The sequence below is a fragment of the Saccharicrinis sp. GN24d3 genome (genome assembly GCF_052400645.1).
Taxonomy (GTDB): Bacteria; Bacteroidota; Bacteroidia; order Bacteroidales; family Marinilabiliaceae; genus Saccharicrinis.
The window spans coordinates 25,932-39,705 of record NZ_JBQTGI010000017.1 but is presented as its reverse complement, the minus strand read 5'-3'; the positions used below and the strand labels follow the sequence as shown (position 1 = coordinate 39,705).

Genomic DNA, 13,774 nt, shown 5'->3' with positions numbered 1-13,774 from the left:
CTGCGTTTTAATTTAATAAAATATTCGGAGAATGTCTAACAATTATCGTTGTAAGATCCATAAAAATATTTTTATGTAGTTTTATTCAGGAAGTTTAAAGTTATCCCAGAATTTTTCTTCTTTAGCGCTTCCGTTAAAATATTGGCGATTGGTTATCTTATCGGTATATTCGTCCACCTTAACCACTTTTAGGTAAACAGATGTCTTTGTTCCGTTTGCTTCATTCTGTATATAGTTAACGGAGTTCAAGACCATTTTATTTCCATGAGCTTTATAAGCCGTTTCTACCTTGTATTTTAATTTGCTGTTTTCTTTATTGGCATAAAAACTGTTTCCATGTCGGAACTTAGCTGTTCTAACTGCTTCAAAACTATTTTTTAACACTTGATTATTTTGATGCGATATCCAGATTTTTCCTTTATACTGCACTAATTGAGGATCGCCTGTGTTTTGGATGGTCGGATTTTTACATTCATACGAAATTACCCAAACGGAATCCTCTTCCAGCACTTCCTCTCCTTCCACATACACATCAAAGTCGTTGATAGACTCTACCGACAAAATATTACCCGGGTTCCTCACAATATCCTGACTGATCAAATTATCGATAAACGTTAACCCTTCTTTTAACAAACCTATTTCTTTGTGCGGATTGCTTTCTGTAATACGGTAATGAATATTTTGAAATGCTTCAGTAAACGAACGTGTTCCGTAGCCCTTGCTATCCGTCAATACAAATATGGCTTCGTCCTCTGTTTTTCTCCCTTCATTGATGGACACGGTACGCAAGTAGCAATTGTACGAATAAGGTTCTGTCAGATAATTCTCTACTATTAAATTAGATGCCGCTCTTATGATACCATACCCAATTTTAGATTTAGCAGATACATTAACCTCTGATATACCATATTTTACAGGAGTTAATTGAATCATTAACCCATCCTTTCCCGACCATTCGCCCACTTTGTAAGTTTTAGCCTTATACCCCACTGCAGAAACGCTAATTTGTTTGTCAATTAATGCTTGCGATAGTATTATTTCAAAATTTCCATCACTATCCGATGCCGTACCCAAATAGGTACTCTCAACCCCAATATTTGCAAACTCAACCGCAACTCCCGTTTCCGCGTTTATAACGGTACCGGTAGCCGTAAAGTTTTGAGCCATTAATAAGGAATTCAATACAAAAAATAAAATAAATGATATAGCTATACTTCGTTTCATTTCGAACAGTTTTATCGGTTAAAAGTAAGAATAATACCGATTTGTTCATGATGTTAACGTTAAATTTATTCCATCATGTAGCGCTATCATCAATCTGCCGGCGTAAAGATCGGGACAACAAGAATCAACATAAATCATGACGCCACAGCTTCTGGCAGGCATTTGTTTACATTTGGCTTTGCGAGGATCCCAAGTGCTAATTCCGAAGTAAATTGTAGTATAAGTTCCGTTTTTTTTATAAATAAAGTATTCCGAAGTGCTTTTTTACATATTGAATTTTTTGCATACATGAGCAAAACTGATATTGAAAGATGTTTAGAATTAATTATTCGCATAATGAATAAAAACTTTGTTACTTTTGAATTTAATTATAAAAACAAGATACTTATGAGAATCGTTTTGTTACTCACTTTAAGTGCCATAATATTAAATAGTTGTGTAGTTTCCAAAAAGAAATATGAAGCTTGCATGGCCGCAAAATCAAGATTGAGCAAAGAGTTAAGCACAACCCAAAAAGAAAACAAATCGTTGCAAACCCGGATTAAAACCAACATCTCAGATTTTGAATCGATGAAAAACGAGATGCACTTAAGTAATGCGGTCAAATCGGACGAAATAAGTGATTTATTGGTTAAAGTGACCCAGCTTACGGATGCCAACAACGAACTGGAAAATAAACTGTCGCAAACTGTAACATTATACAAGTCACAACAACAAACTTCCATGTCTGTTGCCGATGAGCTTAAAAAGCTGCGAAAAGACAACATGAAGCTCAAAAGAGATACTGCAAGTATTAGATATGCTTTAAAACTCTCGAAAGAAAGATTTGCCAAACTTGAAAGTGATCTTACCGCACATAAAAACAAGTATAACAGCGTGAGCAATTCCAATCGACAATTGACCAAGGAAATGGAAGTTAACAAACAGAAACTAATTTCTTTTGAGCAGCAATTGGTGAGAAACAAGCAAAAGATGGAAACGATTTCTACCTCTTTGATTGAATTAAGAAAGGAAATGCTTTCGGCTAAATCAAGTAATAAAGTCATTGATCCTAACAAAAACAAACATATTGATAAAATGGCCAAAGAGTTGGGTCACTATTAAAATATAAAAAGCTTCAAATACAATACGATAAGGATTGGTGAGAACGGGGATTGAGTCGAACATCGGCAAACTTTACATTATTAAAATAGCTAAATGGTTTATGTTAACCATGCCTATTTTAATGCTTTTTTATAAGGACATGGGATTCTCCGACCGGGAATCCTTTCAGCTTAAAGCCTTTTATTCTATTGCTATTGTCATATTCGAGATTCCATCGGGATATTTGGCAGATGTAATTGGCCGCAGAAAAACGCTGATATTCGGTTCCATTCTGGGAACATTGGGTTTTTTGGTTTATGCCACTACTTCGGGTTATTATTGGTTCCTGATCGCCGAAATTATTCTGGGTATCGGGCAAAGCTTCGTTTCCGGAGCTGATTCGGCCATTATGTACGATTCCCTAAAATCCGCAGGGCGAGAAAGGGAGTACGTGAAATTCGAAGGACGAAATTTTACTGTGGGTAATTATTCCGAAGCTTTAGCGGGAATCATCGGTGGTGCCTTGGCGGCTATCAATATGCGTTACCCCTTTATTTTTCAGACCGCTATTGCATTTATGGCAGTTCCAGCTTCCATTATGTTGGTGGAGCCCACCAGAAGTGGAAAACGCAAAAAGCCTGGTTTTAGGGATATTTTAAGTGTGGTGTGGTTTGCCACGGTTAAAAATTCGAAATTAAGGTATAACCTGCTTTTCTCAAGTATACTGGGCACTGCTACGTTGACCATGGCCTGGATTTATCAGTTATATTTAAACGATATTGGTTTTTCGGAATACGCCATTGGAAGCACACATACGGTTTTAAACCTGATTGTGGGCACCACCACCCTTTTTGCCTATAAAATCGAAGCCAGGCTTAAGCCTAAAATGACCATTTGGCTCACTTCGATTATCATTACGGGTAGTTATATAATCTCCGGATTTATAGAATCGGCGTGGATTTTGATTGTACTGGGGGTATTTTATTTTAGCAGGGGAATTGCAACACCAGTCCTTAAGGATTATATCAATCGAATTACTTCCGACGATATGCGTGCCACCGTGTTATCTATCCGCAGCTTAATTATCAGGGGCTTTTTTGCACTGATAGCACCTTTAATCGGTTTTTTATCGGATAGTTACACCCGCTCATTCTCCCTGAAGATGATAGGAATCGTGTTTACCTTGTTAGTGGGTTCCTCTATTTTCCTGTTTCTAAGATCGATAGAACACAACACCCCTAAAGATTGATCACCAAATTATCATAGGCAAGTTGAATATTGGCAGGTAACTCCTGATTTACTTCCTCATACAATCCCATTTGATGCGAAATGTGAGTGACAAAACCCGTATTGGGGTTGGCAAGTTGCAACACCTCTACTGCTTCGCTCAAACTATAATGTGAAATATGGGGTTCTTTCCTGACCGCATTTAGGGCTACGATTCTCGAACCTCGCACCTTCTCCATCGATTCTTCCGAGATATAATTAAAATCAGTCAAGTATGAAAAATCCCCGATCCGATATCCCAGCACAGGCAGGTGCATATGCATGCCCCTTATCGGAACAACATCTATCTCACCTATTTTAAACGGTTGTTCGTTAATGACATTTAAATTTATTTTTGGAACACCTGGATAAGGTTCTGGGACAAAGGCATAGGAAAACTCGTTTTTAATGGCCTTTAAAACACGATGCTCGGCAAACACGTCAACATGTTTTTTTGTGACCCAGTTAAAGGCCCTTACATCATCTAACCCTGCAATGTGATCTTTATGTTCGTGTGTAAAAAGTATACCATCCAGTGAACGGACATCATGTGTCAGCATTTGCTGACGGAAATCGGGACCCGAATCAATAACAATGTTATGTCCGTCAACTTCAACCAAAACAGAAGAGCGTAGCCGCTTGTCATGTACGTCATTTGATTGACAGACTTTGCATTGGCAGGCTATTACAGGTATGCCTTGTGAAGTTCCCGTTCCGAGAAATGTTATTTTCAAAACAATTAAGTTAGATTTTTGACTGACAAATAAAAGTGAAAAGACTTGATTATTATCTGTTACAATTATTTTAATCGCTCAAATATAATATCATTTTAAATAAGTATCGTTTGCTTTTATTTAAATTATAATTTCCTTCATTCCATTTCATCCCCATCAATTTTCCATACTTTTGCAAAAAATAAATATCCAACATGGAATATACCAAAGTAAGTTTTAGAATATCGCCCAACTCGGAGGTTGCTCAAGAAATACTAATGGCCGAATTGGCGCAGTTTGCCTTTGATAGCTTTGAAGAAACGGAAGACGGCCTAAATGCCTATATCCCAACTCAGGAATACCAAACAGAAGACGTTAAAGGTATTCAGTTATTAAGCAGCGATGAATATAAAATCACCTTTGAAACAGAGAACATCCCCGACCAAAATTGGAACGAAACTTGGGAGCAACACTTTTTTAACCCCATTATTATTGATGACAGATGCGTGGTTAAAAGTCCTTTCCATACGAATGTACCCAAAGCGGAATATGAGGTATTAATTGAGCCGAAAATGGCTTTTGGCACAGGACATCACGAAACTACAGGATTAATGATGAAACATATCCTGGAAATGGATTTTGAGGGAAAATCGGTTTTAGACATGGGCTGCGGTACAGGGATTCTGGGTATTCTAGCCGCTAAAAAAGGTGCCGAAAAGGTATTAGGTATCGACATTGAAGAATGGGCTTTTAACAATGCCAACGATAATATTAATATGAACAACATCCACAATATGGAAGTACAATGTGGTGATGCTTCAATATTGGGAAGCGAAACTTTCGATATTGTTTTGGCTAACATCAACAGAAACATATTGTTGGAGGACATCAACAAGTACACCAAAGTTCTGAGAAATGGTGGTACTTTATTGTTAAGCGGATTTTACTTGAGCGATCTGGAAACTATAGAAAAAGAATGTAATGTTAATAAGTTGATAAAAAAATCGGTAAAGGAAGATAACCAATGGGTAGCCGTTGCGTATACGTTGTCTGATTAATCTTTTTGAGAAAAATTTTGAAACATGGAATTTCCATGTTTCAAAATATAAGACATAAGCAATGAGAACTATATTTACCTTATTTATTATCCTTTTAATCTGCAACTTAGCTTTTTCTCAAAGCAAACCACAAACTTTTAGTAGTAACACCGAAGAGTTCGTTCCCAAAATGGAAGAACTCTTTAAAACCATAGCCGACAAAAAATACGCAAAAGCATACATCGAAGAACTGTCGGTTTTCTGGTTCTCCCCTGAAACCGATGAGGAACAAAAAAAACTAATTATTGACAACTGTAATGCCCTTGCAAAAAAGAGGGCAAAGCCCATCCCCGACTACGAAAACTACCTAAAGACGGTACGGGTTTATCTTCAAGCGGATATTCCGCAAAGTACATTTTGGGCATGGAACAATGCGGTTTCCGATTTAATAAAAAAACCACGTTTACATCTACGAACCGTTAATAATTATTTACAAACCACATCACAGTTATTAACGGACAGCATCATCTATTCTACGCCTTCCAACCAATGGAAAACCAACAATAACAACTGGACATTTTCATATCAAAACAACGAGTTGATTGCCACTTTCCCCCGCCTGAATCTCACCTGTTATTCTAAAAACGACAGTATAAAAATATTCGACACGAAAGGAACGTTTAACTTTTCGACTAAAATATGGAAAGGCGATAAAGGAAAGGTTACCTGGGAACGTTCCGGTTTTGATGCCACTCAGGTGAACGCTTCGTTCGGAGCATATTCTTTCCCGTTAAAACAATCTTATTTCCAAATAGATTCGGCACAATTTTACAACACCATTTATTTCGACCATCCTTTAACCGGCAGGTTGCGCCATAAAGTAATGGATATTAAATCGGCAGCCAATTCTTCATACCCGCAATTTACATCGGTTGAGCAACGGTTTAAACTCGACAATATTCACCCCGACATTAATTACGAAGGCGGATTCTCTCAAAACGGATCTAAGTTTCTGGGATCCGGGACTCACGACAATCCTGCCACAATTACTATTTTCCGCAATGATACTGTTTTCCTGACCGCCAAGTCACTCTACTTTGCTTTGCGTAAAGATCAGATATTGAGTAACGATACCGAAGTTAAGTTCAGAATAGATTCAAATTACATCTACCATCCGGGATTAATTTTTAAACTGATGGTAAAGGAAAACGAGTTGCACCTGATCAGGAATGGAGAAGGACTTGCACTTAGCCCTTACTTCAACACCTTCCACAATGTGAGTATGGACATCGAGTTACTAACCTGGAAACTGGACAGCGATATGATGGATTTAAAAATGGTTTCGGGAGCAGCCGAAAACCATGGGGAGTTTGAGTCGCTAAGTTATTTTAGGGAGAGTTTTTATAACAGTTTGCAAGGCATGGATGCCATACACCCGCTGCAAGGCTTAAAAAACTGCTCAGAAATGCATCAGGGAAAATCATTCACGGCTTCGGAATATGCACGAATGGTACACTTACCGGAGAGCCAGATCCGTCAGCAGGTAATACAGCTTTCATTCTTCGGATTTATTGGATACAATGTAAACACCGATATGATAGAGCTGCGTCAACGGCTACACGATTATTTGCAGTTTCGTTTGGGCAAAAAGGACTATGATGTTATTAGGTTTATCTCCCTTACGCCAGGAAAAATAGCCAACGCGCAAATTGACCTGCTAAACTACGATATCAATGTAAACGGCGTAAAATCCATTTCCATATCCGACAATCAAAACGTGGTTTTCTTCCCTAAAAACGAACATATCCTGTTAAAAAGAAACCGAAACTTTGTTTTTGACGGAGCAATTAACGCGGGGATGTTAAACTTGTATGGAGATGGATTTAAATTTGACTATGATAATTTTCAGATCGACATGAAAAACATAGACTCCGTAAGAATGAAAGTTCAAACCGGGGAGCTGGATTATTTTGGCCAACCGCAAATGACCTACGTAAAAAACGCTATCGAAAATCTGTCGGGAAGCTTGAAGATTGATGAAGCCAGCAATAAGTCAGGCAAAGATTTTCACAGTGAATACCCAATGTTAAATAGCAACAAAGAGTCCTACGTTTATTACGACAAACCTGAAATTCAGAACGGACAATATTCCCGGGATAAATTTTACTTTAAGCTGGATACGTTTACAATGGATAGTATTAGTAAATTGAGTGCCATCAATTTTGACTTTTCCGGAACCTTCGTTTCTAATATTTTTCCGACTTTTGATGAACGTTTAACCGTTAGAGAAGATTACTCCCTTGGGTTTACAAGAAAAACACCAAAAGAAGGATATAGTGTGTATGGAGACAGGGCCAAATACATTGCTGACATCGACCTGAGTAATAAAGGTTTAAAAGGAAAAGGTACGTTAAAATACCTAACCTCTACCTCCAAATCTGAAAACTTAATATTCCTTCCTGACAGAGCCACCGGCCAGGCCTACGAATTTACGCTGGAAAAAAGTGAAGAAGGTGTACAATACCCGGATGCACAAGGAAGATATAACCATATCAATTACCTACCTTATCAGGAGCAATTAATTTCAAAATCGCAGGAAGAAGCCTTTACTATGTATAACAATGAGGCTTCGCTTGATGGTGAAATAGTAGTTGCCCCTGAAGGCGCAAGTGGTAAGGGTACATTTTATATGGACAAAGCCAATATTGCATCCAGGGACATGACATTTGGCGGGTATACCATGATGGCTGACTCATCCGACTTTAACCTGGCAAATAGCTCCGAAATTGACGAAGGTGTTTCGTTTAACACAACCAACCTTGTTTCCAATATCGATTTTAAAGAAAGACAAGGTAAGTTTACGTCTAGATCGGGTGCTAACCCGGTTAATTTTACCGACAACCGATATGTATCCTATATCAGCGAATTTTCATGGGATATGCAAAACAACCATATTTATATGGGAGCGAGTGGCTCTGAAGGAAACCGCTTCGTTTCCACACACAAGAAACAAGATTCACTTGATTTCCGGGTGCCACTTGCACGTTACGATGTGGAGAACAAAATTATTTATGCCGAGGAGGTAAAAAACATTAACGTAGCTGATGCGAATATTATACTTAACGATGGTTTAATAACCATTCGCGAAAATGCGGATATAGCCCCAATCGACAGTGTTTCAATCATTTTAACCAATGATTCAGCCTTTACGCACACCATTTACAACTCACATCTTAAAATAGATGGTAAATTCGATTATTCTGGCTATGGAGAATACGATTATTATAATGGTGAAGGTAAAAAATTCACTTTTCAGTTTAATACTATTGAATTGAACGAGGATTTAAAAACTATCGCCGAAGGAACAATACAAGAAGACGAATTATTTACCTTCGACAAAAATTTCACTTTTAAAGGGAAGACAAGACTGACTTCTACCGCACAGCACCTTAGTTTTGATGGTGGGGTTCAGATGTTGCACCAATGCTCAAGCGGGCCGCAAACCTATATCTACTTCGATGCTGCCATAGACCCACATAATATACTGATTCCCATTGGAGAGCAACCCGTTAATTTTGATAGAAAGAAGATATACCGCGACTTTTATCTAACAAAGGATTCCGCACATATTTATTCTACTTTCCTTGCCAGCAGGAATGACTATAGCGATATTCCTATTATTACGGCTGGGGACTATCTTTATTTTAACGATAATCAAAATGCTTTTGAAATTGCTAACCTTAGTAAAATTCAAAATCCTGATACCACAGGCGTTTTGTTTCGGTACTCAAACTCGAACTGTCAACTGCTGGCAGAGGGTAAAATGGACATGGGAATTGATCTGGGTCACATTACGCTGAACAGTTCTGGTACCATTATCGATGACCCTAATAAAGACAAAGTGCTAATATCAACCATGTTGGGTATTGATTTCTTCTTTAATGAAACAGCCACACAACAAATGGTGATCGAAATCATGGGTTCAACTGCCCCCGACAGTAAACAGTCGGATCAAGGTTTTAAAAAGCGCTTGGCCGAACTGGTTGGTGTAAAAGAGGCTGACAAAATAACACGACTCAAAAAGGCAGGAAAACCAATTGAAGAGTTGCACGAGTCAATTAACAACATGTTTCTTTTGGGCAACATCGACTTTAAATTTGATGGCAAGACACATGCCTACATCGCTGATGGCAAAGCTGATTTAGCAATGATAAAAAATAATATCATTAATAAAAAGGTAGACATTAAAGCGGAAATAGTGAAGAAACGAAGCGGAAATTCCATCGACCTTTTCTTAAGTTTCGATAAAGACACCTGGTTTTATTTTGCATACAAAGCTAAAATGATGTATACGCTTTCGTCCAACGAAGCGTTTAACAATATAGTAAGCACATTAAAACCAGATGAACGAAAAGCCAAATCGGGAGGTTTTACTTTTATCAAGTCACCTGCCAGCAGGTTAAATCATTTTATCAGCAAATTTGGTCTAAGTCCGATTAAAACAAGCTCGGATGCGGCAGGTCAGTCAATAAATGTTGAAGAAAAAGCCGTGAAGCAAACGTCCGACGAGTAATTATGTAATTTACGAGCTAATAAAAGATTATATTTTCCCAAACCTTTCTTTTTAGCTACTTTTACAGCTCTTATAACATGAAGAAAATGCTAAAAATAAAAACCATATCAATAGCCATACTTACCTCATGGATATCAATATCATCGCAAACCAAACTGGAAAGCGATTTTAAATCATACTCCTTGGAAGTGTTCCCATTACACGATATTAAAAAGCTGGATGTAAGGGCAAAACATGCGCAAGTTAACCTGCTTAACTGGGATAAAGATTCCATTAGCGTTGAAACAAGCATCGAAATCCTTTCCAACAAACCAAATATTTCAAAGGAAATGCTGGAAGAAATAAAAATCGAAACGGTTGAATACAGCAATGTTCTGCTTATAAAAACCAGCTTAGTTGATGATTTCAACCGCACCATTCCCTATCAAATCGAGTACACCATCTTTTATCCCAAAAAGCTGGAACTTAGGATCGAAAACAATCATGGCAGGGTAGATATTGATCATGTGGAAGGCGGTGTGTTGGCAGACATTTCTTACTGTGATATCAACTTTAAAAATTTTTCACAGGATACGGGAGCCATAATTAACCATATCAATTTACTGCATTGCAAAGGCAAAATGAATCATCTGGGTTCAGCCAATATAGAATTTAAAAATTCCACCGTCAATATCCAGGATGCAACGGAAATTCATGCGTCAACATCATATTGTTTGCTAAACATTGATCATGTAAAAAATTACCAGGCGAATTCCACCGTAGATAATATAAAAATTGGAGCTTGCGATAATGTTTCTATGTTTAGCGAAAACAGTGTTATTCAAATTAATAAATTTAAGCACAAAGCATTGTTTGAATGTTCGAAAGGTATATTGAATATATCCAATCCAGAACTCAACTTTCGGGAGTTAACCATTAACAACGATGGGACACCTACAACTGTGGTTTTAAATAGTGATGCAAACTACATTATAAATGGAGATGTGTCCAATGGAAAATTTATACACAAACATAGGGACCAACTAAAAATTATAAAAGATCAGGACAAAATTTCATTTAACGGTGTTGTAGGCAATAATCCTAATCCGAACACCAAAATCATTATTTTTAACAAAAACCAAAAAGTTAAGTTTAATTAATCCCAAAAACTGTTTATATGTCAACTACCGCTGAAAAAATTTTTCTTCTACGCACTAAAATGCTCAACCTAGGTATAGATGCCTTTATTGTTCCGAGTAGCGATCCGCATATGAGCGAATACACAGCTGCCCATTGGAAAAAAAGAGAGTTTATATCTGGTTTTACGGGATCAGCAGGTACTGTGGTAGTATTGATTGATGAAGCAGGATTATGGACGGACAGCAGGTATTATTTACAAGCTGAGAAGGAATTAACAGATAGTGGAATAGATTTATTTAAAGCAGGCGAAGCCGATACACCGGATTATGTGGATTGGATTGCAGAAAGACTTAACCCGGGCAGCAAAATTGCTTTTGAAGGAGAGGTATTCTCGATTGATGATGCCAGAAAGCTCTCGAAGAAATATAAGCACTATGGAATAACGCTGGATCCACACCAAACCTTACTGGATGATATTTGGGAGGGTAGGCCTCCCATCTCGGAAAACACCATCTTTGTGCACGAAACAAAGTATGCCGGACTGAGTAGAAGGGAAAAAATCGAGAACATACGTAAAAAGATGCGCCAACAAGATGGATCCCATTATTTAATCACGGCCTTGGACGAGATAGCCTGGACTTTAAACCTTCGGGGAAACGATGTACCTTTTAATCCTGTGTTTCATGCCTACTTAATTATTTCGCTGGATGCAGTTTACTTGTTTATTGACACACATAAAATTACGGCTCCCATTGGCAAGGAGTTGGCGGAAGATGACATTTCTGTGCAACTGTACTCCGACATTTTTGAATGGGTAAAAGAAATGCCGTTGGAATCTGGCCTATTGTTCGACCCCGCAACAACAAATGCCAGGATATTCTCGCTGATTCCAAAGGAGGTTATAAAAATTGAGAAACCAAGTATCGTAAAAGATCTTAAAGGACTTAAAAACAAGACGGAACAGGACGGATTTAGAAATGCAATGGTAAAAGATGGTGTGGCCATGGTTAAATTCTTATACTGGCTCGAAAAAAATGTACCTAACGGATCAGTCACTGAGCTTTCGGCCTCAAAACAACTAAAAAAGTTCAGGGCGGAAAACGAGAATTTCGTGGGTGAATCGTTTGGGGCAATCTCAGGTTTTGGCGCACATGGTGCCATTGTTCATTATAGTGTTTCCGAGGAGACGGATATTAAATTGACCCCCGACAATTTTTACCTGATTGATTCCGGTGGCCAGTATCAGGAAGGAACTACGGATATCACCAGAACAGTTCATCTTGGTGCGCCTAACGAACAACAAAAATCGGATTTCACGATGGTTTTAAAAGGCAATATTGCGCTAGGTACTACTTGTTTCCCGGCAGGAACCAGAGGTGTCCATCTGGATATACTTGCCCGCAAACCACTATGGTCAAAAGGATTGAATTACGGTCACGGAACCGGGCATGGTGTTGGCTGCTTTTTAAACGTGCATGAGGGACCGCAAAGCATTCGTCCAAATGACAATGGGGTAGCATTCGAAAAGGGAATGATTACTTCTAATGAACCTGGTTTGTACCGTACGGGCCAATATGGCATCCGTATCGAAAACCTGTTGTTAACACTAGAATCGGACCATTCCGAGTTTGGCGAGTTTTTAAAGTTCGAAACTTTGACCCTCTGCCCCATCGATTTAAAATCGATTGCGTCATCGCTCCTAACACACGAAGAAAAACTATGGATAAACAGTTATCACAAAAATGTTTACGATAAGATTTCGCCGTACCTGGACGAAGAGTTGCAGGTTTGGTTAAAGGAACAAACAAAAGAAATTAAATAATTTACGCTTCTATTACTTATGTTATCAGTTTGTATTCCTGTTTATAATTACGATGTATCAGAGTTAGTTGACAATTTGGTAAAACAATCGAGGAAATGTAGTAAAGCAATTGAGATTGTTGTTGTAGATGATGCCTCCAAAACAGAATATATTAATATTAATAACAGAATTGAAAAACATAACAATGTTACTTTTATAAAATTAGCTAAAAATATTGGCAGATCATCAATTAGAAATTTATTGGCAAGTAAAGCGAAATACAACTATATTCTTTTTTTAGATTGTGACTCAAATTTAAAACCTGATTTTCTTGAAACTTACCTGAAAGCGATTGACAATAATACTCAGGTAATTTGCGGAGGTACATTACACCCCAAAGAGTGCCCGGCCCCCAGTCGGACGCTTCGATGGAAATCCGGAAAATTCAGGGAAGATCATTCAGTAGATACTAGAAGAAAAAGTCAATATAAAAGTTTTACTTCAAATAATTTCATTGTTCAAAAGAATGTTCTTAATAAAGTTTCTTTTAATGAAAAGATTAGAAAATATGGTCATGAGGATACCTTGTTTGGAATAGAACTAGAGCAAAAGAAAATTAAAATAGAACATATCGATAATCCAGCAGTACACATTGGCATTGATTTAAGTGAAGATTACATAAAAAAAACAGAACATGCTATTGAAAACTTGGTACAACTATTGAAAGAATCCGAATATCGGATGGCTTTATCAAAAAGGATAACACTTTTAAAGTATTTTAATTGGATCAGCAAAACAAGAATGAATGTATTTGTTAAGTTTATCTTTAAGCTATTTCGACCACTTATCATCAAAAACTTATTAAGTACAAAGCCTAATTTAAAGCTATTTGATTTTTATAAGATAGGTTACTTGGTTTCAGTTTATTAAAACAAAGTGCTTATTTAAGATTAGTAAA

9 protein-coding genes are annotated in these 13,774 nt (G+C 37.5%); 7 read left to right on the top strand and 2 right to left on the bottom strand.

Annotated elements, in window-relative coordinates; translation table 11 throughout:
- Positions 1-81: 81 nt before the first annotated feature.
- Entirely contained in the window at positions 82-1,224 is a 1,143-nt protein-coding gene (locus ACT29I_RS18870) for a carboxypeptidase-like regulatory domain-containing protein (protein ID WP_430931393.1), read from the bottom strand.
- A gap of 336 nt (positions 1,225-1,560) precedes the next feature.
- On the opposite strand from ACT29I_RS18870, the gene ACT29I_RS18865 reads away from it, so the two are divergent.
- Both ACT29I_RS18865 and ACT29I_RS18860 read left to right on the top strand, forming a co-directional pair.
- Positions 1,561-2,328 carry a hypothetical protein gene (locus ACT29I_RS18865; RefSeq protein ID WP_430931392.1) on the top strand — a complete coding sequence of 256 codons (768 nt, stop codon included), beginning with the start codon at positions 1,561-1,563 and terminating at the stop codon, positions 2,326-2,328.
- Between the two features lie 109 nt (positions 2,329-2,437).
- Entirely contained in the window at positions 2,438-3,556 is a 1,119-nt protein-coding gene (locus tag ACT29I_RS18860; protein ID WP_444794141.1) for an MFS transporter, read from the top strand.
- On the opposite strand, the gene ACT29I_RS18855 is transcribed toward ACT29I_RS18860, so the two are convergent.
- Complete coding sequence (locus ACT29I_RS18855) at positions 3,546-4,307, bottom strand: MBL fold metallo-hydrolase (protein WP_430931391.1); 762 nt, start codon at positions 4,305-4,307, stop codon at positions 3,546-3,548. The genes ACT29I_RS18860 and ACT29I_RS18855 overlap by 11 nt on opposite strands.
- A gap of 194 nt (positions 4,308-4,501) precedes the next feature.
- Here ACT29I_RS18855 and prmA point away from each other — a divergent pair, with 194 nt between their 5' ends.
- The 5 genes from prmA to ACT29I_RS18830 all read left to right on the top strand — a co-directional run bounded on the left by prmA (position 4,502) and on the right by ACT29I_RS18830 (position 13,746).
- Complete coding sequence (prmA, locus tag ACT29I_RS18850) at positions 4,502-5,344, top strand: 50S ribosomal protein L11 methyltransferase (RefSeq protein ID WP_430931390.1); 843 nt, start codon at positions 4,502-4,504, stop codon at positions 5,342-5,344.
- A gap of 61 nt (positions 5,345-5,405) precedes the next feature.
- Complete coding sequence (locus ACT29I_RS18845; RefSeq protein WP_444794140.1) at positions 5,406-9,896, top strand: hypothetical protein; 4,491 nt, start codon at positions 5,406-5,408, stop codon at positions 9,894-9,896.
- 86 nt (positions 9,897-9,982) lie between these two features.
- Positions 9,983-11,035 carry a hypothetical protein gene (locus ACT29I_RS18840; protein ID WP_430931388.1) on the top strand — a complete coding sequence of 351 codons (1,053 nt, stop codon included), beginning with the start codon at positions 9,983-9,985 and terminating at the stop codon, positions 11,033-11,035.
- Positions 11,036-11,052: 17 nt separating this feature from the next.
- Positions 11,053-12,837, top strand: a complete 1,785-nt coding sequence (locus tag ACT29I_RS18835) for an aminopeptidase P family protein (RefSeq protein WP_444794139.1) — start codon at positions 11,053-11,055, stop codon at positions 12,835-12,837.
- A gap of 18 nt (positions 12,838-12,855) precedes the next feature.
- The gene (locus ACT29I_RS18830; RefSeq protein ID WP_444794138.1) at positions 12,856-13,746 is read left to right on the top strand and encodes a glycosyltransferase family 2 protein; all 891 of its coding nucleotides are present in this window, start codon (positions 12,856-12,858) and stop codon (positions 13,744-13,746) included.
- The last annotated feature ends 28 nt before the right edge of the window (positions 13,747-13,774 follow it).

What these genes read in the sequence shown, in the direction of transcription:
- ACT29I_RS18870 (WP_430931393.1), bottom strand. Translation starts at nt 1,224, where the DNA reads ATGAAACGAAGTATAGCTATATCATTTATTTTATTTTTTGTATTGAAT.
- ACT29I_RS18865 (WP_430931392.1), top strand. Translation starts at nt 1,561, where the DNA reads ATGAATAAAAACTTTGTTACTTTTGAATTTAATTATAAAAACAAGATA.
- ACT29I_RS18860 (WP_444794141.1), top strand. Translation starts at nt 2,438, where the DNA reads ATGCCTATTTTAATGCTTTTTTATAAGGACATGGGATTCTCCGACCGG.
- prmA (WP_430931390.1), top strand. Translation starts at nt 4,502, where the DNA reads ATGGAATATACCAAAGTAAGTTTTAGAATATCGCCCAACTCGGAGGTT.
- ACT29I_RS18845 (WP_444794140.1), top strand. Translation starts at nt 5,406, where the DNA reads ATGAGAACTATATTTACCTTATTTATTATCCTTTTAATCTGCAACTTA.
- ACT29I_RS18840 (WP_430931388.1), top strand. Translation starts at nt 9,983, where the DNA reads ATGCTAAAAATAAAAACCATATCAATAGCCATACTTACCTCATGGATA.
- ACT29I_RS18835 (WP_444794139.1), top strand. Translation starts at nt 11,053, where the DNA reads ATGTCAACTACCGCTGAAAAAATTTTTCTTCTACGCACTAAAATGCTC.
- ACT29I_RS18830 (WP_444794138.1), top strand. Translation starts at nt 12,856, where the DNA reads ATGTTATCAGTTTGTATTCCTGTTTATAATTACGATGTATCAGAGTTA.